We start from the raw sequence: 22,430 nt of genomic DNA on the forward strand, positions 1-22,430 counted from the left end.
CTCCGCGTCCCATGACGCAGAGCGTCATCGGATGCATTCCCACGCAGAGCGTGGGAACGATCACCCGCATATCAAAAGATTTAAGTGACCACCAGATCAGAGCGAGATTGGATGTGAGCAAGCGAGCCTATAACTTCTGCGCCGGTCCTGCGGCGTTGCCTGAAGCTGTTCTGCAGCGCGCCCAGGGTGAACTCCTTGATTGGCACGGCAAGGGTCTGTCGGTCATGGAAATGAGCCATCGCAGCGATGAGTTCGTGTCCATCGCGACCCAGGCCGAGCAGGATCTGCGTGACCTGCTGAATATCCCGTCGAACTACAAAGTGCTGTTCCTGCAAGGCGGCGCCAGCCAGCAATTCGCCCAGATTCCGCTGAACCTGTTGCCTGAAGGCGGCTCGGCTGACTACATCGACACCGGTATCTGGTCGCAGAAAGCCATCGAAGAAGCCTCGCGCTACGGCCACGTCAACGTGGCTGCCACCGCCAAGCCTTATGACTATTTCGCCATTCCCGGCCAGAACGAGTGGAACCTGTCGAAAGACGCCGCTTACGTTCACTACGCGCCGAACGAAACCATCGGCGGCCTGGAATTCCAGTGGATCCCCGAAACCGGTGACGTGCCGCTGGTGGCCGACATGTCTTCGGACATCCTCTCGCGCCCGGTCGACATCTCGCGTTTCGGCATGATCTACGCCGGCGCGCAGAAAAACATTGGCCCGAGCGGCATCGTCGTCAACATCATCCGCGAAGACCTGCTCGGCAAGGCACGCGCGCTGTGCCCGACCATGCTCGACTACAAGGTCGCCGCCGATAACGGCTCGATGTACAACACGCCGCCGACCCTGGCCTGGTACCTGTCCGGTCTGGTCTTCCAGTGGCTGAAAGAGCAGGGCGGCGTTGACGCGATCGCCAAACTGAACGACGTCAAGCAGCGCACGCTGTACGACTTCATCGACGCCAGCGGCCTCTACAGCAACCCGATCAACAAGTCGGATCGCTCGTGGATGAACGTGCCGTTCCGTCTGGCCGATGACCGTCTGGACAAGCCGTTCCTCGCCGGTGCCGATGCGCGTGGCCTGCTCAACCTCAAGGGCCACCGCTCGGTGGGCGGCATGCGCGCTTCCATCTACAACGCCGTCGACCTCAACGCGGTCAACGCGCTGGTGGCCTACATGGCGGAATTCGAGAAGGAACACGGCTGATGTCCGAGCAAGAACTCAAGGCGCTGCGCGTTCGCATCGACGCTCTGGACACCAAGGTCCTGGAACTGATCAGTGAGCGTGCGCGCTGCGCCCAGGAAGTTGCGCGCGTGAAGATGGCCTCGCTGGCCGAAGGCGAGGTGCCGGTGTTCTATCGTCCCGAGCGTGAAGCTCAGGTGCTCAAGCGAGTGATGGAGCGCAATCAGGGGCCGCTGGGCAACGAAGAGATGGCGCGGCTGTTCCGCGAAATCATGTCGTCGTGTCTGGCGCTGGAGCAGCCGCTGAAAGTGGCGTACCTCGGCCCTGAAGGCACCTTCACCCAAGCGGCGGCGATGAAGCATTTCGGCCACGCGGTGATCAGCAAGCCAATGGCGGCAATCGACGAAGTGTTCCGTGAAGTGGCGGCCGGGGCGGTGAATTTTGGCGTGGTCCCGGTGGAAAACTCCACCGAGGGCGCGGTCAACCACACCCTCGACAGTTTCCTCGAGCACGACATGGTCATCTGCGGCGAAGTCGAGCTGCGTATTCACCACCATCTGTTGGTCGGCGAGAACACCAAGACCGACAGCATCAGCCGCATCTATTCCCACGCGCAGTCGCTGGCCCAGTGCCGCAAGTGGCTGGACGCGCATTACCCGAATGTCGAGCGCGTCGCGGTGTCGAGCAACGCCGAAGCGGCCAAGCGGGTCAAGGGTGAGTGGAATTCAGCGGCGATTGCCGGCGACATGGCGGCGGGCCTGTATGGCCTGACGCGTCTGGCCGAGAAAATCGAGGATCGCCCGGACAACTCCACGCGCTTCCTGATGATCGGTAACCAGGAAGTGCCGCCGACCGGCGACGACAAGACGTCGATCATCGTGTCGATGAGCAACAAACCCGGCGCGCTGCACGAGCTGCTGGTGCCGTTCCATGACAACGGGATCGACCTGACCCGCATCGAAACCCGTCCGTCGCGCAGCGGCAAATGGACGTACGTGTTCTTCATCGACTTTGTCGGCCACCACCGCGATCCGTTGATCAAAGGTGTGCTGGAAAAGATCAGTCAGGAAGCGGTAGCACTCAAAGTGCTGGGTTCCTACCCGAAAGCAGTTCTCTAAGGGCGGTAGCAAATGAGTGGCAACTTCCTCGCTCTGGCACAGCCGGGCGTGCAACAACTGTCGCCGTACGTTCCGGGCAAGCCTGTGGACGAACTCGCGCGCGAGCTGGATCTGGATCCGGCAAAAATCGTCAAACTGGCGAGCAATGAAAACCCGCTGGGTGCCAGCCCGAAAGCCTTGGCGGCAATTCGCGAAGAGTTGACAGAGCTGACCCGTTACCCGGACGGCAATGGTTTCGCGCTGAAATCCCTGCTGGCTGAGCAATGCCGCGTCGAGCTGAACCAGGTCACTCTGGGCAACGGCTCCAACGACATTCTTGAACTGGTCGCTCGCGCCTATCTGGCGCCGGGCCTGAATGCCGTGTTCAGTGAGCACGCGTTTGCGGTGTATCCGATCGCCACGCAGGCGGTCGGCGCACAAGCCAAAGTAGTGCCGGCCAAGGATTGGGGGCATGACCTGCCCGCCATGCTCGCGGCCATCGACGCGAATACGCGTGTGGTGTTCATCGCCAACCCGAACAACCCCACCGGCACCTGGTTCGGTGCCGAGGCGCTGGACGAGTTCCTGCAGGATGTGCCGGAGCATGTGCTGGTGGTGCTCGACGAGGCCTACATCGAATATGCCGAAGGTAGCGATCTGCCGGACGGCCTCGATTTCCTCGCGGCTTATCCGAACCTGCTGGTGTCGCGCACGTTCTCCAAGGCCTACGGTCTGGCGGCGCTGCGCGTCGGCTACGCGCTGTCGACCCCGGTAGTGGCCGACGTGCTCAACCGTGTGCGCCAGCCGTTCAATGTCAACAGCCTCGCCCTGGCGGCTGCTTGTGCAGCTTTGAAGGATGAGGAATATCTGGCGCAAAGCCGTCAGCTCAACGAGGCGGGCATGCAGCAGTTGCAAGCCGGTTTCCGTGAGCTGGGTCTGGGCTGGATTGAATCCAAAGGCAACTTCATTTGCGTCGATCTCGCTCAGGTCGCGGCCCCGGTATTTCAGGGCTTGTTGCGCGAAGGTGTGATCGTGCGCCCGGTGGCCAACTACGGCATGCCGAATCATCTGCGGGTGACCATCGGTCTGCCGGCGGAAAACAGCCGCTTCCTCGAAGCGCTGCGTAAGGTTCTGGCTCGTGGTTGATGTCACTGCGTTGCAACCTGCTGCACCTATGATCGGGCGCCTTGTGGTGGTCGGTCTGGGGTTGATCGGTGGTTCGTTTGCCAAAGGCTTGCGTGAAAGCGGCGTGTGCCGCGAAGTGGTCGGCGTCGATCTCGACCCGCAATCGCGCAAGCTGGCGGTCGAGTTGGGTGTGGTTGATCGCTGCGAAGACGATTTGGCCGCTGCGTGCCAGGGCGCCGATGTGATTCAGCTGGCGGTGCCGATCCTGGCCATGGAAAAACTGCTCGCGCGTCTGGCAGGCATGGATCTGAGGCAGGCGATTCTCACCGATGTCGGCAGTGCCAAGGGCAATGTGGTGCGCGCGGCGACCGAGGCGTTCGGCGGCATGCCGGCGCGCTTTGTGCCGGGGCATCCGATCGCCGGGTCCGAGCAGAGTGGGGTGGAGGCGTCCAATGGCGAGTTGTTCCGTCGTCATAAAGTGATCCTTACGCCGCTTGAGCAGACCGATCCTGCCGCAGTGGCTGTGGTCGATCATTTGTGGCGCGAATTGGGTGCCGACGTCGAACACATGCAGGTAGAGCGTCACGATGAAGTGCTGGCGGCGACCAGCCATTTGCCGCACCTGCTGGCCTTCGGTCTGGTCGATTCATTGGCCAAGCGCAATGAAAATCTGGAGATCTTCCGTTACGCTGCGGGCGGTTTCCGCGATTTCACAAGAATCGCCGGAAGCGACCCGGTGATGTGGCACGACATCTTTCTCGCCAATCGCGAGGCTGTCCTGCGCACACTCGATACATTTCGCAGCGACCTCGACGCCTTGCGCGACGCGGTCGATGCAGGGGATGGGCACCAATTGTTGGGCGTCTTCACGCGCGCCCGGGTTGCCCGCGAGCATTTCAGTAAAATCCTGGCCCGCAGGGCCTATGTGGACGCTATGAATTCCAACGATCTGATCTTCCTGGCTCAACCTGGTGGCCGCCTGTCCGGTCGGATTCGCGTACCGGGTGACAAATCGATTTCCCACCGTTCGATCATGCTCGGCTCGCTGGCCGAAGGCGTCACCGAAGTCGAAGGCTTCCTCGAGGGCGAAGACGCCTTGGCGACCTTGCAGGCTTTTCGCGACATGGGCGTGGTCATCGAAGGCCCGCACCACGGCCGCGTGACCATTCACGGTGTCGGCCTGCACGGCTTGAAACCCGCGCCGGGGCCGATCTATCTGGGCAACTCCGGCACCTCGATGCGTCTGCTGTCCGGCCTGCTGGCGGCGCAGAACTTCGACAGTGTTTTGACGGGTGATGCCTCGCTTTCGAAGCGCCCAATGAACCGCGTGGCCAATCCTTTGCGGGAAATGGGCGCGGTGATTGAAACCGCAGCAGAAGGTCGTCCACCGATGACCATTCGCGGCGGGCACAAGCTCAAAGGCCTGACCTACACGATGCCGATGGCCAGTGCGCAGGTGAAATCCTGCCTGCTGCTCGCCGGTCTGTACGCCGAAGGCAAAACCACCGTGACCGAGCCGGCACCGACCCGCGACCACACCGAGCGCATGCTGCGCGGCTTCGGCTACCCGGTCAGCGTCGACGGTGCCACGGCTTCGGTCGAGTCCGGCGGCAAGCTCTCCGCAACTCACATCGAAGTGCCGGGCGATATCTCGTCGTCGGCGTTCTTCCTGGTGGCGGCGTCGATTGCCGAGGGTTCCGAGCTGGTGCTTGAGCACGTCGGCATCAACCCGACCCGCACCGGCGTCATCGACATCCTGCGCCTGATGGGCGCGGACATCACGCTGGAAAACCAGCGTGAAGTCGGCGGCGAGCCAGTGGCTGACCTGCGCGTGCGCGCGGCCAAGCTAAAAGGCATCGAAATTCCGGAAGAACTGGTGCCGTTGGCCATCGATGAGTTCCCGGTGCTGTTCGTCGCGGCTGCGTGCGCTGAAGGGCGTACCGTACTGACCGGTGCCGAAGAGCTGCGGGTCAAGGAATCGGATCGGATTCAGGTGATGGCTGACGGCCTGTTGGCGCTGGGCGTAAAATGCCAGCCAACCCCGGACGGCATTATCATCGACGGCGGCCAGATTGGTGGCGGTGAGGTGCACGGTCACGGCGATCACCGCATCGCCATGGCCTTCAGTGTGGCATCGCTGCGCGCCACTGCGCCGATCCGCATCCATGATTGCGCCAACGTCGCGACGTCGTTCCCCAACTTCCTCGCGCTGTGCGGGCAAGTCGGTATTCGTGTGGCACAAGAGGCTCAGTCGTGAAAAACATTGCACCGGTCATCACCATCGATGGGCCAAGCGGTTCGGGCAAAGGCACTGTCGCCGGGATTCTGGCCAAGCGTCTGGGCTGGAACCTGCTCGATTCCGGTGCGCTTTATCGCTTGCTCGCGTTCGCTGCGCACAATCATGGCGTTGACCTGACCAATGAAGAGCTGCTGAAGCAACTTGCCGCTCATCTGGATGTGCAGTTCATCGCGGCGACCGAAGGTCAGTTGCAGCGGATCATTCTGGAAGGCGACGAAGTCAGCGATGTCATCCGCACCGAAAGCGTCGGCTCCGGCGCTTCGCAGGTGGCTGCGCTGCCCGCTGTGCGCGAGGCGCTGCTGCAGCGCCAGCGCGCATTCCAGGAAGCGCCGGGTCTGGTGGCCGATGGTCGCGACATGGGCACGGTGGTTTTTCCCGATGCACCGCTGAAGATTTTCCTCACCGCCAGCGCCGAGGAGCGGGCGCGCCGTCGATATTTGCAGTTGAAGGGCAAAGTCGAGGGTGTTAGTCTGTCGAGTCTGCTAGATGAGATCCGTGCACGCGATGAGCGTGACACCCAGCGCGCAGTAGCCCCGCTCAAGCCGGCGGCCGACGCGATTCAGCTGGATTCCACGGAGCTTTCCATCGATCAGGTGCTTGAACGCATCATGAGCGAGATCGCCATTCGCGATATCGCCGGGTGACCAAGAGGGTCGCAGGGGACCAGTCATAGTCCTGCGGTGCTTCTTTTAAATGAAACTAACCCACACCGTCTGGGGTGTGGAGATGGGCGTTTACTTCGCCCTCATCTACAGGAATTAAAATGAGCGAAAGCTTTGCGGAACTCTTTGAAGAAAGCCTGAAAACCCTGAACCTTCAGGCAGGCTCCATCATCACCGGTGTTATCGTTGATATCGATTACCAGGCTCGCTGGGTAACCGTTCACGCTGGTCTGAAGTCTGAAGCACTCATCCCGCTTGAGCAGTTCTACAACGATGCTGGCGAACTGAACATCAACGTTGGTGATGAAGTTCACGTTGCTCTGGATTCGGTTGAAGACGGCTTTGGCGAAACCAAGCTGTCCCGTGAAAAAGCCAAGCGCGCTGAATGCTGGATCGTTCTGGAAGCAGCCTTCGCAGCCGAGGAAGTGGTCAAGGGCGTTATCAACGGTAAGGTTAAAGGCGGCTTCACTGTCGACGTTAACGGCATCCGTGCGTTCCTGCCAGGTTCCCTGGTTGACGTCCGTCCAGTGCGCGACACCACGCACCTGGAAGGCAAAGAGCTGGAATTCAAGGTCATCAAGCTGGACCAGAAGCGCAACAACGTTGTCGTTTCCCGTCGCAGCGTCCTCGAAGCCGAGAACTCCGCCGAGCGTGAAGCTCTGCTGGAATCCCTGCAGGAAGGCCAGCAAGTCAAAGGTATCGTCAAAAACCTCACCGATTACGGCGCATTCGTCGATCTGGGTGGCGTGGACGGCCTGCTGCACATCACCGACATGGCCTGGAAGCGCATCAAGCATCCTTCCGAAATCGTCAACGTTGGTGACGAAATCGACGTCAAGGTTCTGAAATACGATCGCGAACGCAACCGTGTTTCCCTGGGCCTGAAGCAACTGGGCGAAGATCCATGGGTTGCTATCAAAGCCCGTTACCCAGAAGGCACTCGCGTTACCGCTCGTGTAACCAACCTGACCGACTACGGCTGCTTCGCTGAGCTGGAAGAAGGCGTTGAAGGTCTGGTACACGTTTCGGAAATGGACTGGACCAACAAGAACATCCACCCTTCGAAAGTCGTACAAGTCGGCGACGAAGTGGAAGTCATGGTTCTGGACATCGACGAAGAGCGTCGTCGTATCTCCCTGGGCATCAAGCAGTGCAAGTCGAACCCATGGGAAGACTTCTCTGGCCAGTTCAACAAGGGCGACAAGATCTCCGGCACCATCAAGTCGATCACCGATTTCGGTATCTTCATTGGTCTGGACGGCGGCATCGACGGTCTGGTTCACCTGTCCGACATCTCCTGGAACGAAGTGGGCGAAGAGGCCGTACGTCGTTTCAAGAAGGGCGACGAGCTGGACACCGTCATTCTGTCGGTTGACCCAGAGCGCGAGCGCATCTCTCTGGGCATCAAGCAACTGGAAAGCGATCCGTTCTCCGAGTACGTCTCGGTTAACGACAAGGGCGCTATCGTGACCGGTACCGTGAAAGAAGTTGACGCCAAAGGCGCCATCATCGTTCTGGCCGACGACATCGAAGCTACCCTGAAAGCCTCCGAAATCAGCCGTGACCGCGTTGAAGACGCGCGCAACGTTCTGAAAGAAGGCCAGGAAGTTGAAGCCAAGATCATCAGCGTTGATCGCAAGAGCCGCGTAATTCAGCTCTCGATCAAGTCGAAAGACGATGCTGAAGAGAAAGAAGCCATCCAGAGCCTGAAAGCAGCTCCGGAAGGCGAAGCAGCTGACACCACCATGGCGGCACTGCTGCGTCAAGCAATGGCCAAACAGAACTGAGTTCTGCTTGATCATTAAAAAGGGCGACTTCGGTCGCCCTTTTTTGTGCCTGCGATTTGGTCTTTGTACGTCCGTGCGTGAAACCAATGCCTTCGCTTGCGGGTCTGTTTCTTTAATCGGATCAATCGCCTATTCGCGACTATGCTTGGTCTTGAGCGTGTAGTCGTCGGCATGGCCTGGCATAAGGAAGTGGATGAACAAGTTACTGGTTGTTGCAATGGTCTTGATGCTGGCAGGGTGCACTACCAGTGCGAAGACTCACGCAGTGCGTGGCGTCAGTGGTATCGAGGTCGACTGCTCCGGGCTGGGTTCCGGCTGGGAGAAGTGTCAGAAGCGTGCAGCGAAGGAGTGCAAAGGCAGAGGCTACAGGGTCATCACCCGGTCTGATGATGCGAAAGATGAAGACGAATACCCGTTCGGCTTCAATCCCGCTGGATTCGTAACCCGGACCATGCTGGTGATGTGTCGCTAGGTGCGTAGCGAACCGACTCGCCAGCGGAGTGCCCTGAAAATGGGCGTTTCAACGCCGGAAAAGATATGTCAATCCCTGGGCTGTTCAAATTCTTCCGGGCATGCTAAAACCTTTCAAGCGCTGATCTAGCTGCTTGAAAAAGAAGGGAAAAATATGACGAAGTCGGAGTTGATCGAACGAATTGTCACCCATCAAGGGCTACTCTCATCCAAGGATGTGGAGTTGGCCATCAAGACCATGCTTGAACAAATGTCCCAATGCCTTGCCACAGGTGATCGTATCGAGATCCGTGGATTTGGAAGTTTCTCCCTCCACTACCGCGCGCCTCGCGTGGGCCGTAATCCGAAGACCGGTCAGTCCGTTAGTCTTGACGGTAAATTCGTTCCGCACTTCAAGCCAGGCAAGGAATTACGTGATCGTGTGAATGAGGAAGAGGAGGAGGGCGCTTGATCTTCGCTATTCAAATTCGAGGGGGCGTGAATGCGTAATCTGAAACGCATACTGCTTGGCGTTTTTCTTCTGCTGATGGTTCTGATTGTTCTGGCGTTTGTGCTTGAGAACCAGCAATCGGTTTCGCTTTTGTTTCTGGGTTTTTCCGGCCCGCAATTGCCAGTGTCGGTGGTGGCTGTGTTGGCGCTGCTGATCGGTATGCTGATCGGCCCTGTACTGGGATGGTTTCTGGGACGTTCGTCCAGAGCGGCACGCAAGCGACTGGTCTGAAAACGACAGGTGCGCGGCATCTGTCGAAATTGCGTCTCAGCCTGTCTTTATCCATTAGTAAAACCATCATTAAGCTGTAAAATGCGTCCCTTGTTCGATCGTGCCGTATTGCATGTCGATTCAGACTGACTCTGACGGATGCCAACTGAAAGTGGCCTCTGCATTCATGGATTAGACCGCGCTCGCTGGCAGCGCTGTCCGCAGCTCAAGGGTATCGTTTCGCGTGAAAATTCTAGTTACCGGCGGCGCCGGCTTCATTGGCTCGGCAGTTATCCGTCACATCATCTCCAACACTTCCGATGCGGTGGTCAACGTCGACAAGCTGACGTACGCCGGTAATCTGGAGTCCCTGGCAGAAGTCAGCCAGAATTCGCGTTACGCCTTCGAGCGCGTCGATATCTGCGATCGTGACCAGATCGACCGCGTTCTGCGTGAGCACCAACCGGATGCAATCATGCATCTGGCCGCAGAGTCCCACGTCGACCGCTCGATCTCCGGCCCGTCCGAGTTCATCCAGACCAACATCATCGGCACCTACACGCTGCTCGAAGCCGCGCGGCACTACTGGGCTGCGCTGGACGACACGCGTAAAGCCGACTTCCGCTTCCACCACATTTCGACTGACGAAGTGTACGGAGACCTCGAAGGCCCGGAAGACCTCTTCACCGAAACCACGCCTTACCAGCCAAGCTCGCCATACTCGGCCAGCAAGGCAAGCTCCGATCACCTTGTTCGCGCCTGGGCCCGCACCTACGGCCTGCCGACACTGGTGACCAACTGCTCGAACAACTACGGCCCATGCCACTTCCCTGAGAAGCTGATCCCGCTGATCATCCTCAACGCGCTGGAAGGCAAGCCGCTGCCGGTGTACGGCAAAGGCAATCAGGTTCGCGACTGGCTGTATGTTGAAGATCACGCGCGCGCGTTGTACAAAGTCGTCACCGAAGGCGTGATCGGTGAGACTTACAACATCGGCGGTCATAACGAAAAACAAAACATCGAAGTGGTGCATACCCTGTGTGCGTTGCTCGATGAATTGCGTCCGGATTCGGCTCACCGTCCGCATGCGAGTCTGATCACTTATGTTCAAGATCGTCCTGGTCATGACGTGCGTTATGCGATCGACGCGAGCAAGATTCAGCGTGAGTTGGGCTGGACACCGGAAGAGACTTTCGAAACCGGTATTCGTAAGACTGTCGAGTGGTATCTGAATAACACTGAGTGGGTGGAGCACGTGAAGAGCGGCAGCTACCAACAATGGATTGATCAGAACTACGCGGATCGTTCGAGCAAAGCATGAAGATTCTTCTACTAGGCAAAAACGGCCAAGTGGGTTGGGAGCTGCAACGCTCCCTGGCTCCGCTTGGTGAGCTGGTCGCTCTCGATCGGCATCTTGTTGATGGCCTCAGCGGTGATCTGTCCAATCTTGAATCTTTGCGCGCAACGATCCGTCAGGTAAAACCGAACGTCATTGTTAATGCCGCAGCCTATACGGCGGTCGACAAGGCTGAGTCGGAAACCGAGTTAGCTGATCGCGTAAACGGCGCTGCCAGTGGTGTCATGGCCGAAGAAGCCGCAGCGTCTGGCGCATGGCTGGTTCATTACTCTACGGATTACGTTTTCAATGGTCAGGGCGTGACGCCATGGCAGGAAACGGACGCTGTTGCGCCGGTAAACCATTACGGCTCCAGCAAGCTCGCCGGCGAACACGCGATTATCGCGTCGGGTTGCAAGTATCTGATCTTCCGCACTAGTTGGGTCTACGGTGCGCGCGGCAACAACTTCGCTAAGACCATGCTGCGCTTGGCCAAGGATCGCGAAACATTGAATGTGATTGCGGATCAGATTGGTGCTCCAACCGGTGCTGATCTGATTGCTGACGTTTCGGCGTTTGCTATTCAGCGAGTTATCAGTCGTCCAGAGTTGGCTGGCCTCTATCACTTGGCCGCTGCGGGCGAAGTGTCCTGGCATGGGTATGCCAGTCACGTCATAGACTTCGCTAAAGCCCAAGGTGAGGAGTTAGCTGTAACGGCGGTCAACCCGATTGAAACCACAGCCTATCCGACACCTGCACGTCGTCCTCTGAACTCACGATTGAATAGTCAGAAGCTGCGCGACAATTTTTCTCTACACTTGCCGGATTGGCAAAGTGGTGTAACCCGAATGCTTAGGGAAGTTCTGAACAAATGACCACGACAAATCGTAAAGGCATCATCCTCGCCGGTGGCTCGGGCACGCGCCTGCACCCGTTGACTCTGGGCGTGTCGAAACAGATGTTGCCGATCTACGACAAGCCGATGATCTTTTATCCGTTATCGGTACTTATGCTTGCAGGGATGCGCGAGATTCTTATCATTTCTACACCGGAAGATCTTCCATGCTTTCGCAAACTCTTGGGGGATGGCAGCACTTACGGGATAAAACTGAGTTACGCCGTACAGCCTAGCCCTGACGGTTTGGCACAGGCTTTCATTATTGGTGAAGAGTTCATCGGGAATGACCCTTGCTGTCTTATTCTCGGTGACAATATTTTCTACGGCCACCACTTCTCCGAAAACCTGCGCTCTGCGGGTTCGCAGAAGTCGGGCGCAACCGTTTTCGGCTACCACGTCTCCGACCCGGAAAGATTTGGTGTCGTTGAGTTCGATGCAACCGGGCGTGCGCTGAGCATTGAAGAAAAGCCATCAAAGCCTAAATCGAATTACGCTGTGACCGGTCTTTACTTCTATGACAATCAAGTGATCGACATCGCTAAAAGCATCAAGCCTTCCGAGCGCGGCGAACTGGAAATTACTGATATCAATCGCGCCTATCTTGAACAGAAAACACTCAACGTAGAAATGCTCGGCCGCGGATTCGCCTGGCTGGATACAGGGACACACGATTCATTGCTTGAGGCCAGTCATTTCGTTCATACGATTGAACAGCGCCAAGGATTGAAAGTGGCTTGCCTTGAAGAAATTGCTTATCACAATGGCTGGATCACCGCCGATCAAGTGGCGGCTCAAGCTGATTCGCTGAAGAAAACAGGGTATGGTCAGTATTTGAAGAAAATTCTGGACTCTGATTCCCACTGACTGCAGTGCTCGAGCTTTTTAGGCGATCATGTTTTAACGGTGTAAGCAGAGACGGCATGCCAGCAGAATATCCTAGGATTGCAATTTTACTAGCTGCGTATAATGGCATGCTTTGGATCGAGGAACAGATCACCTCGATCCTGTCTCAGACTGGAGTGGACGTAACTGTATTCATTAGTGTCGACCCTTCCAGTGACGGCACGGAAGCCTGGTGTGCAAATTATGCTGCCAGACATCCGCAGGTAGTTTTACTACCAATGGCCGGTAGTTTCGGCGGTGCCTCAGGTAATTTTTTCCGTCTGATACGGGATGTTCCGTTTGATTCCTATGATTTCGTTGCATTTTCAGACCAGGACGACATCTGGTTTCAAAATAAACTCAGTCGCGCCGTTTCCGCTATTCAAATTCTTCAGGTTGACGCTTACTCCAGCAACGTGACAGCATTTTGGCCTGATGGCCAACGTCACCTGTTAAATAAGGCTCAACCTCAAGTTAGCTGGGATTATGTTTTCGAAGCTGCGGGGCCCGGGTGCACCTATGTAATGTGCAGAAAGCTCGCCGCGGATTTCAAACAGTCAATCATGACTAACTGGCGATATCTGCAAGCTGTCACCCTGCACGATTGGTATTGTTATGCGTTCGCTCGACGCAATGGATACCGCTGGTTCATCGATCCGGAGCCGTCAATGAGTTACAGACAGCACGAGAATAATCAGGTCGGTGCAAATAAAGGGGTGCGATCGCTTATCGCTCGATACAAGATTATTCACGATGGCTGGTGGTTCAAACAGGTTCAATTAATATGCGCGCTGCTCAAGCTTGAAAGTGATCCGTTCATAAGCGGTTGGCTTGATTTGCGTCGAGCGGAGCTGTTGAAGTTGTCCTTTAGTGCATGGAAGTGTCGACGGCGAGTACGCGATAAATTCTTTTTTTTCTGCATTTGTTGGTTGACCGCGTTGATCGGTGGGGGGAAAAAATAATGACCGCCCCGAGGGTGCTGGTAACCGGTGCGAATGGATTTGTCGGCGAGGCGACGGTCTTGAAATTATTAGTAGACCGAGCCTTTCAGCCTGTTGCAGCACTGCGTGGCAATTCCCGGCTAAGAGGGTTGTGTCCAGTGGTTAAATGTGATTTGACTCAGCCTGAGCAATTGCCTGATTTGACTGATATAGATGTAGTTATACATACCGCTGCGCGTGTTCATGTCATGAACGATATTGCTGCGCAGGCTCTTGATTCATTCCGCAAGGTAAACGTAGATGGTACGCTTCGTTTGGCTCGAAGAGCTGTGTCATCGGGAGTGAAGCGCTTCATATTTATCAGTTCAATCAAAGTAAATGGTGAGCAAACTTCTGCTGGGCAGCGCTTTCGGGCTGATGATCTTCCGAATCCCTCTGATGCTTACGGTGTTTCAAAATACGAGGCGGAAGAATCGTTGAGAGAGTTGGCTCATGAGTCAGGCTTGGAAGTTGTAATCATTCGACCTCCACTTGTTTATGGGCCTGGCGTGAAAGCAAATTTCCAAAACATGCTAAGGTGGCTGGATACTGGCATCCCTTTACCTTTAGGGGGAATTAATAACAAGCGCAGCCTGGTATCAATCGATAATCTGCTCAGCTTGATAATCACTTGTATTGATCATCCTTCAGCGAGTAATCAAGTATTCCTTGCTGGAGACGGCGTGGACCTTTCTACTTCCGAATTGTTGTCTCTTCTTTCGTGCTCGCTTGGAAAACCATCTCGGCTGATACCAGTGCCTCAACATTTTCTGCAATGGGTAGCAAAGCTCTTGGGAAGGCAAGGCATTGCCGACAGACTACTGGGATCGCTACAGATTGATATTGAAAAGAACCAAAAACTGTTGGGGTGGATGCCATCATCCGCTATGGATGAGACTTTTCGCCGTACAGTCAAGTATTACCAGGAACATACTTCCAAATGATCACTTTGTGGTTGCTACCGGTCTGCTGCGTCACCTCTTGGGCTCTTACTTTGCTTTTGCGAAAGTATGCACTAGCCAAAAGTTTGATCGATATTCCAAATGAGCGAAGTTCGCATTGTATACCCACGCCCCGAGGTGGGGGTGTCGCTATTGTGCTCACATTTCTGTCCAGCCTGACGTTTTTGAGTGGGATAGGTGTTATGAGCTTGGAGGTGCTCTGTGCGCTTCTGGGCTCCGGTACAATTGTAGCCGTTCTGGGATTCGCTGATGATCATGGGCATATAGCCGCCAGATGGCGGCTGGTTGGGCATTTCAGTGCTGCAGCATGGTTATTGTACTGGATGAGCGGATTTCCGTCACTGCAACTACTCGGAATTACGATCCAGTCGGGAATGCTGACTACAGTTTTCGCGCTGTGTTATTTAGTCTGGATGTTGAATTTATATAATTTTATGGATGGTATTGACGGACTCGCGAGCGTCGAGGCAATCAGTGTTTGTTTGGGTATGTGCCTGATTTATTGGTTTGCAGGAACGCCAAGTCTGATATGGGGTCCACTGCTTCTCGCTTGTTCAACTGCGGGCTTTTTATGGTGGAACTTCCCACCCGCAAGGATTTTCATGGGGGATGCCGGCAGCGGTTTCCTTGGAATCATCCTCGGGGGCTTGAGCATATTGGGTGCTGCAGCTTCGCCAGCGTTATTTTGGAGCTGGCTTATACTTTTGGCAGCGTTTATTACGGATGCAACCTGGACCCTGTTACAGCGCCTCCTGCGAGGAGAGAAAATTTATCAAGCACATCGCTCTCACGCGTATCAGCACGCAGCAATAAAGCTTGAGAGTCATAAACATACGACTGGTTATATATTGGCTATTAATATTCTATGGCTGTTCCCTTTAGCATTGGCTGCTGCTAAAGGGCTAGAGCCTATTCTGGGTATGCTTCTTGCCTATACCCCCTTATGTTATTTAGCGTTCAGACTCAGAGCTGGACGTATGCTACCGGACAAGCGTTAGCTTTTTAGTCTGTGTGCGATAGATGCAGCGAGTTCGGCAGCATATTTGCGAAGTTCTGGAACTGCAGTTGCCTCCCAGTATTTCGCCTTCAGCATAGGGCCAATATAGCTTAATGAAGCGCCACCTTCTGGCAGTTCGTTTGCAAGTGTGAGATCGTCATTGACGAGTAAACCCAGCTTCTGTTCGTCCTGAAGTACCAGCTTGGATTCCATGAGTTGATTTATCAACGGTTCGTTGACTAGTTCAAGATTGGTGTTTGGTCCGGTACAATTGATTATTCTACCTACCTCGATTTCAATCAACGATTCAGAGCTACGAGGTTTTATAAGTAGTGAGAGATGATTGTCGGAAATTGAAAAACTCTGTATGCGCCCTGCAAAAGGTTTAACCTGACGGCGGTCGCAGGAAGCTTTGAATACATCGAAAGAGTCGGGGGCGACCCGATGTCGATGTATATCCCAATAAGGCTGTAAATGCCTTAAAAAACGACTCCGTTCACAATGGTTTAAGCGTAACCAAAGTTTATGGGTGATGGGGCGTATGGCCGCAATCACATCTCTCCAATCATATTCTGTGCGTTTAATTATGCTTCTGAGAGTGAGGGAGTAATTCAGCACCGAAGGGTGGCTCTGCAATAGTTCTTCTTGGACAGGGTAATCCAGCGCTGCCTGACGATTGCCTCTACGATGGGGTAAAGGCAATAGCCCTCTCCTCGAAAGCATGTAAATCGAACCCAAGTGCCCTTGCTGCAACAATCTTGTGGCGGTGTCTAAAGCAGTCAGCCCGGTTCCAATCAGAAGAACTGATTCATTCGGTTCAAGTGGCTTCTGATTTATTTGAGCTGCCCAAGGATCCTGAATATAGTAACAGGAGCCCAGAAGTGCTTTCAACTCATGGGGGACAGCGGGAGAGAAGTTGCCCAGCGCTAAAACAGCATGTGCTGCATGCAGGCAAGTTCCATCTTTTACTGTAATTTCGAATTGATTATCTTGATATCGAATGCCCAAGACTTCAGCGTTTATTTGCTGAAAAGACATCCCTCCGCCGCTTGTTTCTTCTGCTTTTTTCAGAATGTCGCTTAGATACTCCCCATAGATTTGGCGGGGTACAAATGAAGAAGCTGTGACGTTGAGGCCTTTAGAATTACAGTAATTCAGGAAATGACCGGGATGTTCAGCGTAAGCGCTCATGTTGCCGGCGGGAACGTTTAAAAGATGGACTGCGCTATTGGTACCATAAGCCAGTCCGCGGCCCATTGGTCCGGAGCGATTTATTAAGACCAAGTGCACATCATTGATGTGCTGCTTCAGAAGCTGGGCGGCTAGAACAGCCCCACTAAATCCGGCACCAACAATGACAACAGTTTTCATCGCAGTGCCCGCTGCTCTAGGTGATCCATAATAATCTGTACCGATTGTTCGATGTTATTTTTGAACGTATCAATGTGGATGTCGGGTGATAAAGGCTCTTCATAAAGAGAGTCGATGCCTGTAAAGTTTTTAATAAAGCCGGCACGGGCTTTTTTATACAGGCCTTTGGGATCGCGTTTTTCACACTCTAGCAAAGGTGCGTCAATAAACACCTCTATGAAAGAATCGCGACCAATGATGTCTCTAGCGATGCTTCTGTCTTGGCGGAAAGGGGAGATGAAGGAGGCGATGGTGATAAGGCCCGAATCAAGAAACAGCTTCGAAACTTCAGCGATGCGGCGAATGTTCTCCTCCCTGTCCTGGTCACTAAAGCCTAAGTCACGGCATAGGCCGAGGCGCACGTTGTCGCCATCTAGAAGAAAAGTATGACGACCCTTCCCCAATAATGCCTGCTCCAGTCCATTGGCTATGGTTGACTTGCCAGCACCACTGAGACCTGTGAACCAAATGACGATGGGCGTTTGTGCTTTTGCTGCAGCCCTGACCGACGGGGTGACGGCGGTGGGGTGGAACACGAGGTCAGTGTTCATCTCTTCCTCTGGTCGTGTACAAAAAACGAAATGCTGAAAATGGGAGCATATCAGTATGAAGCAGAGCAATAAAGACGCCTGATTAAAGCCAAAAAACGCCCTCTACTGCATTCTCGTTCAGATGCTATTCCGAGATCCAGTATGAGGGCGTTTCCTGATATTACTGTGACTGTCTAATACGCGAGCGCAATGCCTTGACACGTTCTTCTGAAAGCAGATACGGCTCACTGTTCAAAAGTGACTGGCGCTCTTCCTTATCGTTAACTGCAAGGGTATTGCTGTCCTTGCTATCGATGCGATGAATGTAGTCGCCGATGAACATATCGGTATCAAGCGATTTCCAATCCGTATCCCGCTCGGTGAAAAGCTGCAATGTCAGGTAATAATCTTCCATGTACTTCATGTCGTTGAAATACTCGATTGCCGCTATATTGCATTTGTCCATATTTAGCATGAAGCTGTGTATCGGAGCGTGATTCACATCGAGAAAGTCTTCAAAAGTACGGCCGTATGTGTAGGTCTTGTCTCTTGAGATAACCAAGCCGCTGTCGGAATGAACATTAGTCGAATATACGCGACCGAAGGTTGCATTTTTCCCTGTAACAATTAGTCGATCGGCCATTCTTCTGTATGCATCAGGAAAGACCACGTCATCGTAATCAAGAAATGTGACAAATCCACTTTCGACGGATTTCAACGACTCGTTCAACATGACCGAGCGCAGATCTGGCATCTCGGGGGTGGAGTAATAGCATTGAACCTCTGGGAAAGCTGTATTCATCCAAGGCAGGCGTGCCAATTGCGCTTTCAAGAGTTCAATTTCTTCCGTAGCCATATCCTGGATAGCAAGGATAGGTCGAATATGGCATCGATCTTGAGTTATTAGCGACAACAGACAATTTGTAAGCAGTTTTTTATTGCCCTGCTTATGAAAGCGTATAATTGTTGACACTGTCTCTGGTGAATTGGCAGCAGACTGTTCCGATATGTTCAACATGAAGCACGGTGCGATGCCACATTCTTTATAACCAGCGTTTCGTTGGCCCGACTTCAATATCATGCCGGAGCGCTGACTGAAGCTTATTACGCCATTGTTACTTTTTGCATCGGCGGCAAATGCCTCGGTGTTTTTAACGCTTGCGCAGATATTGTATCCAATATGTCGGCTGGACATCTTGATAAGGTTTTCAATGGAATAATCCGGGAACAGATATATGTCATTGAACTCTAGAGTCAGGCCGGAATCGAGGTGGCTGGTCTTTTCAACGGTAATTCCGTTCGTGTCCAGATAATCGTGTAAATGGTCGTTTGAAACGGTTACCGTATACTTGGTGAATACACTGGAATTCATTATGCAGTGGTAGAAAGCGTTGCGTAATTCACGATTGGCAGATATGCGTTTTTGAGCATGAGCGCTGATAGATATGTTGATAACCGTATCTTTGTCGAGCGTAACATGGTCTAGATCGTCGAATTTATAGTCGCTTAAAGCTCTGCCTACGGAGTTCAAGTAACCGTAGCCAAAGCGAGTGTCGGGCTCCAGGTGTGCCCCTTCTGCCCACTCGTTCCAGGCGTTGATCACAACGAAGCGCCGATCTTCCGGAAGATTCTTTTCAGAATAGTCAATCAAATGTTCCAGCCAATTCTGGAATTTCGAAGTTGTGAAGCCATCCAAAGCATAAGCCTCGGTGCCATACCGTGCCGTGTTGTCCCAGGTCGGAACCAATGAGCGGAATAGTGTGTAGTCGTTGCACAGCTCTTTTTCTTGATAATGATCTGCGACGGAACTGTAATCGAGGATGCTTCCGTTAACCGGCCAGTAAGGTCGTTTCTGGTGATTGATGTCGGGAACTGCACCTCCCGTCCAGTCTTGAAGTACCCGCTCGACGGCTGCATCCATTCCATAATTCTGCGGAGCGGTAGCTCCACGGGTTAACGTTGCTACGACATATGGAGCGCTGATTCCGTTGGCCGCACATTCCTCTGCCCAAATATTGATATAGTCTTCGACATATTCCATCGAAGACGGGCGATAAACAAAGAGTAGCGGTCGGCCGTCGACTTTGATGTATCGCTCATCCTTGAAGAAAGGAATCAGATATCTGATAAAGCCCAGAGCATCTTCTTTTGAATAGACCTGCCCGAGCAATATTTCCTGTTCATTGCCATCCCAGCGCCGAGTCCAGTTTTCATTCGCCCAACAAAAACTGAACGGCATGTTGATTTCCGGGTGTTCGAGCAACATCTGCGCAGGTTTTTCCAGGATCAACTTACCTGAGAACCAGTAATGATAAAAAATCATCCCGTGGACCCCGGCCTTCTCCATCTGCGCGGCCTGAACGGCCATATGGTGGTGGCTTTCCAGGCTGTAGTAGCCGATATCAGCGTGCGGGACGTGCTGCTGGTAGTGACCTTGAAACAGAGGATTGGCTGAACGGACCTTGTGCCACTCTGTAAAGCCTTTACCGTGCCATTCATCATTTTCCGGATTCGGGCTGAATTGAGGCAGGTAGTAAGCTAGTACTTTGATCGTGTCGTGGACGACTGAAGTCGAGTAATCCTTCTGCTCCTCGTAGTACGTCAGAGGCACAGTCGACAGGCTCGGAGATTCAATTCGATAATTTCGACCAGCAACCTTCGTAGTGAAGATCAGTAACAGACGCTCAAGAGCGTGGGCTAGCGTCGCGTCAGGCAAAATTGGCTCAGCCGGGAAATCCTCATAGTTCAAAGGAAGAAGGAGGTAGTCTCGAATACTCTCTGTCTTCGCCCAGAACATTGTGCCTTGTGGGAATTCGACTGATGGAAAGTTCGCAATATCAAAGTCTGTATACCGTTCAAGGATTCCCTTGGCGATGTCCTTATTTTCGCTCCATCCATCGTCACCAGGCACTACTTGATTACCTGCGGCATATACGACTTTTGCATCACCTTCAAGTAGTTTGAAAATCTGTGCAATCTGTTTCGGTTCTCCGCACAAGGTCGTCATGAGCGCGTCAAACCACTCATTCAGATCTTCGCGGTGAGGACTCTTCTTGGTATGGAAGTGGCCAACATAATCATAAGTTTCAAGCCTGCTCCCGAACATGCAGATAAGCGGCGCAATATCTCTTCCACGGTTTCGACTCTGTTCAACGAAAACGCCAGCTGTGAGGGGCAGTTGTTCGATGAAGAATTTTTTAACGCGTTCAACGTCTGTGCCGGGTTGAACGGAGACGAAAAGGTCGAACTCCACCGGTATGTTTTTAAGATATTTCGCGCAAATTTCACCCATGTCTTCATAAAAAAAGTGCAGGTGTACGGCAACTTTCCTGGCGACCATCACAGGCATATCTTGTAGATATGGATTAAGGTTAAACGGTACAATCTTATATACTTCATACTCCATGAGAGAAGCGGTATCATGTTTTTGCGAAATCGCTGCCGGCTGACGATATTCTCGCTGAATGCGGCTCTTGCTGAGAGCGATCGCCTGGCGCACGCCAGAGCGTTTAGCTTCGGCAAGAAAACGGCCAAGCAACGCTGGTTCGTCTAACAGCAACTTTGCCAGAGTAACGTATTTGCTCTTGCGGGGACTGGTACGTTCGAATTTGTATCGGTGTCCACTGATATCAAAAATCGATCGGCCTTCTTTATGGCCATGACGTACATAATGCACGAGAGGATTGACGCCGGTGCGTTGCACATCCTCATAAGCCTCGAGATAGTAACTGGTGGAAAAGTGGGGGGATGGGTCTCTTCCTTCTTGCCAACCATGGTTCAGGTAATGATCCATAGCGTCGAGTCTTGCGCTTTGAATGTCCTTGTATGTGTTCAGATAGAATTCTTCGTCCAGCAATCCCAGCTTGACGATTCGGGCGCGGATTCTTTCTTCGCTAACGGTGTTGAGCGCGAGCGCCCGCTTGGCAATCAAGCGGGCAAGTGTTTTAAGCAAGAATTTTCCGGAAGAAAATTGCTGAGTAGTTTGCAGCAATGTATTGATTTGCGATGCATGATCGTCGAGAAGCAGGCGAAGCTCGTGTTGCTGCTTCAATTCGGCAGACACTCGAGCCTCTAGCTCTGTAATTCTGGATTGTTGTATTTCATTCATGCTGTTTGCGCTTTCTGCTTGATGTTCAAGCGCGCTGATTGTCTCCATGAGGCTCGCACGCTCTTCCATTTGCTGATTGATCTGCAAATCCTTTCCCCAGTGAGCTTTCAAAAGTTCTGCTGATCGTTGATCCAGTATGTTCATCAGTTTGTAGGCTGGATAATTTTCAAATAATTCGATAAATAATGCGTTTATCGTATCTTTGACTTTGGCATCATCGGCAATCCTTTCACTCGCCAGCGAAGCGATCAATTGGCTAAGGCGAACTAAACTTGCGGTAGCTGATCTGTCATCGATCAAGTCGTCCAATCCGACTTTGTGATGGCGTAAATCTTTTTCCAGGAAATGCTCAAGAAACTCTTTGAGAGCAGGGTGGCTTTCGTCGTAGCTCAAGCCCAACTTACTAGCAATACGTTTGATCTGATCGTTGGGGTTCTTGAGCATCAAATCGTAATCGACAATCACCCTCTGCGCGCCTTCACTGTATTTCAGGCTCAAGAGCATGTGTTCCTGCCACAGAAAATAACCTTTCTCAAGCTCGAAGCCATCTCGGGCGGCGAGCGAGCGGGCGGCGTTTCCAGGGTTTCGATAAGCGATTATGTAGGAAGCTTCCAGCCCGATCTCGTCAAAAACATTGATCCAGAAAGGCATCGTCCGCGCCATGCGCGGATCCTTGACGCCGAAGCAGTCGGTAGCCTCGAATTTTTCTGCGATAATCTGTTTCGCTTGTGCCCTGAATTGATCGAGAACAGGATTCAGCCATTCTTCGGGGCTTACAGGTGCCAGGGAATGCCAGTCGTGACCAAGTGTCTTGAGCAACTCGATGTTCAGTTCGTTGAAGTCAACGTCTTCCCAGAACCCTTTATCATTATTTCCCCCGGAAGCTGGCATCAGATGATTGCCAAGATCGACCCCCAGCGTGCTGAGCGCACGAGTGATTACGCTCGTGCCGCAGCGGTGCATTCCCAATACGACGATTATTTTTTTGGAAGAGAGCGGTGTGTTCATCAT

Annotated in this window: 18 protein-coding genes; 15 read left to right on the forward strand and 3 right to left on the reverse strand. The window is 53.4% G+C overall.

Going from position 1 to position 22,430, the window contains the following annotated elements:
- Nucleotides 1-113: 113 nt before the first annotated feature.
- The 15 genes from serC (at nucleotide 114) to J3P75_RS08550 (ending at nucleotide 15,372) form a co-directional block, all read left to right on the forward strand.
- The gene (gene serC, locus J3P75_RS08480) at nucleotides 114-1,199 is read left to right on the forward strand and encodes a 3-phosphoserine/phosphohydroxythreonine transaminase (RefSeq protein ID WP_434709912.1); all 1,086 of its coding nucleotides are present in this window, start codon (nucleotides 114-116) and stop codon (nucleotides 1,197-1,199) included.
- Entirely contained in the window at nucleotides 1,199-2,293 is a 1,095-nt protein-coding gene (gene pheA / locus J3P75_RS08485; protein ID WP_016770924.1) for a prephenate dehydratase, read from the forward strand. Before serC ends, pheA begins: the two co-directional genes overlap by 1 nt.
- Before the next feature lie 12 nt (nucleotides 2,294-2,305).
- Nucleotides 2,306-3,418 (forward strand): histidinol-phosphate transaminase, encoded by a 1,113-nt coding sequence (gene hisC / locus J3P75_RS08490; protein WP_434596482.1) that lies wholly within the window; start codon nucleotides 2,306-2,308, stop codon nucleotides 3,416-3,418.
- A gap of 28 nt (nucleotides 3,419-3,446) precedes the next feature.
- The gene (locus tag J3P75_RS08495; protein ID WP_434709913.1) at nucleotides 3,447-5,654 is read left to right on the forward strand and encodes a bifunctional prephenate dehydrogenase/3-phosphoshikimate 1-carboxyvinyltransferase; all 2,208 of its coding nucleotides are present in this window, start codon (nucleotides 3,447-3,449) and stop codon (nucleotides 5,652-5,654) included.
- Entirely contained in the window at nucleotides 5,651-6,340 is a 690-nt protein-coding gene (gene cmk, locus J3P75_RS08500) for a (d)CMP kinase (protein ID WP_203418935.1), read from the forward strand. The genes J3P75_RS08495 and cmk overlap by 4 nt, the downstream gene beginning before the upstream one ends.
- Nucleotides 6,341-6,459: 119 nt before the next feature.
- Nucleotides 6,460-8,145, forward strand: a complete 1,686-nt coding sequence (gene rpsA, locus J3P75_RS08505) for a 30S ribosomal protein S1 (protein WP_016770920.1) — start codon at nucleotides 6,460-6,462, stop codon at nucleotides 8,143-8,145.
- Nucleotides 8,146-8,338: 193 nt separating this feature from the next.
- On the forward strand, nucleotides 8,339-8,617 hold the full coding sequence (locus tag J3P75_RS08510; RefSeq protein WP_434709914.1) for a hypothetical protein: 279 nt from the start codon (nucleotides 8,339-8,341) through the stop codon (nucleotides 8,615-8,617).
- A gap of 153 nt (nucleotides 8,618-8,770) precedes the next feature.
- A complete protein-coding gene (gene ihfB, locus J3P75_RS08515; RefSeq protein WP_007950920.1) occupies nucleotides 8,771-9,067 on the forward strand; it encodes an integration host factor subunit beta in 297 nt (98 codons plus the stop codon).
- Between the two features lie 30 nt (nucleotides 9,068-9,097).
- A complete protein-coding gene (locus tag J3P75_RS08520) occupies nucleotides 9,098-9,337 on the forward strand; it encodes a lipopolysaccharide assembly protein LapA domain-containing protein (RefSeq protein WP_073472358.1) in 240 nt (79 codons plus the stop codon).
- A gap of 223 nt (nucleotides 9,338-9,560) precedes the next feature.
- On the forward strand, nucleotides 9,561-10,637 hold the full coding sequence (rfbB, locus tag J3P75_RS08525; protein WP_434709915.1) for a dTDP-glucose 4,6-dehydratase: 1,077 nt from the start codon (nucleotides 9,561-9,563) through the stop codon (nucleotides 10,635-10,637).
- Nucleotides 10,634-11,527: a dTDP-4-dehydrorhamnose reductase gene (gene rfbD, locus J3P75_RS08530; RefSeq protein WP_434709916.1), complete on the forward strand. Its 894-nt coding sequence runs from the start codon at nucleotides 10,634-10,636 to the stop codon at nucleotides 11,525-11,527. The genes rfbB and rfbD overlap by 4 nt, the downstream gene beginning before the upstream one ends.
- Entirely contained in the window at nucleotides 11,524-12,414 is an 891-nt protein-coding gene (rfbA, locus tag J3P75_RS08535) for a glucose-1-phosphate thymidylyltransferase RfbA (RefSeq protein ID WP_434709917.1), read from the forward strand. Before rfbD ends, rfbA begins: the two co-directional genes overlap by 4 nt.
- Before the next feature lie 56 nt (nucleotides 12,415-12,470).
- On the forward strand, nucleotides 12,471-13,394 hold the full coding sequence (locus tag J3P75_RS08540) for a glycosyltransferase (protein WP_434709918.1): 924 nt from the start codon (nucleotides 12,471-12,473) through the stop codon (nucleotides 13,392-13,394).
- Complete coding sequence (locus tag J3P75_RS08545; RefSeq protein ID WP_434709919.1) at nucleotides 13,394-14,356, forward strand: NAD-dependent epimerase/dehydratase family protein; 963 nt, start codon at nucleotides 13,394-13,396, stop codon at nucleotides 14,354-14,356. The genes J3P75_RS08540 and J3P75_RS08545 overlap by 1 nt, the downstream gene beginning before the upstream one ends.
- The gene (locus tag J3P75_RS08550; protein WP_434709920.1) at nucleotides 14,353-15,372 is read left to right on the forward strand and encodes an MraY family glycosyltransferase; all 1,020 of its coding nucleotides are present in this window, start codon (nucleotides 14,353-14,355) and stop codon (nucleotides 15,370-15,372) included. Before J3P75_RS08545 ends, J3P75_RS08550 begins: the two co-directional genes overlap by 4 nt.
- On the opposite strand, the gene J3P75_RS08555 is transcribed toward J3P75_RS08550, so the two are convergent.
- The 3 genes from J3P75_RS08555 to J3P75_RS08565 all read right to left on the reverse strand — a co-directional run bounded on the left by J3P75_RS08555 (nucleotide 15,369) and on the right by J3P75_RS08565 (nucleotide 22,430).
- Nucleotides 15,369-16,742, reverse strand: coding sequence for an FAD/NAD(P)-binding protein (locus tag J3P75_RS08555; protein WP_434709921.1), 1,374 nt, complete (start codon nucleotides 16,740-16,742; stop codon nucleotides 15,369-15,371). The two genes, J3P75_RS08550 and J3P75_RS08555, sit on opposite strands and share 4 nt — an antisense overlap.
- On the reverse strand, nucleotides 16,739-17,332 hold the full coding sequence (cysC, locus tag J3P75_RS08560; protein ID WP_434709922.1) for an adenylyl-sulfate kinase: 594 nt from the start codon (nucleotides 17,330-17,332) through the stop codon (nucleotides 16,739-16,741). Before cysC ends, J3P75_RS08555 begins: the two co-directional genes overlap by 4 nt.
- A gap of 160 nt (nucleotides 17,333-17,492) precedes the next feature.
- The gene (locus J3P75_RS08565; RefSeq protein ID WP_434709923.1) at nucleotides 17,493-22,430 is read right to left on the reverse strand and encodes a glycoside hydrolase family 99-like domain-containing protein; all 4,938 of its coding nucleotides are present in this window, start codon (nucleotides 22,428-22,430) and stop codon (nucleotides 17,493-17,495) included.

The organism is Pseudomonas sp. R1-1, assembly GCF_051132135.1.
Lineage (GTDB): Bacteria > Pseudomonadota > Gammaproteobacteria > Pseudomonadales > Pseudomonadaceae > Aquipseudomonas.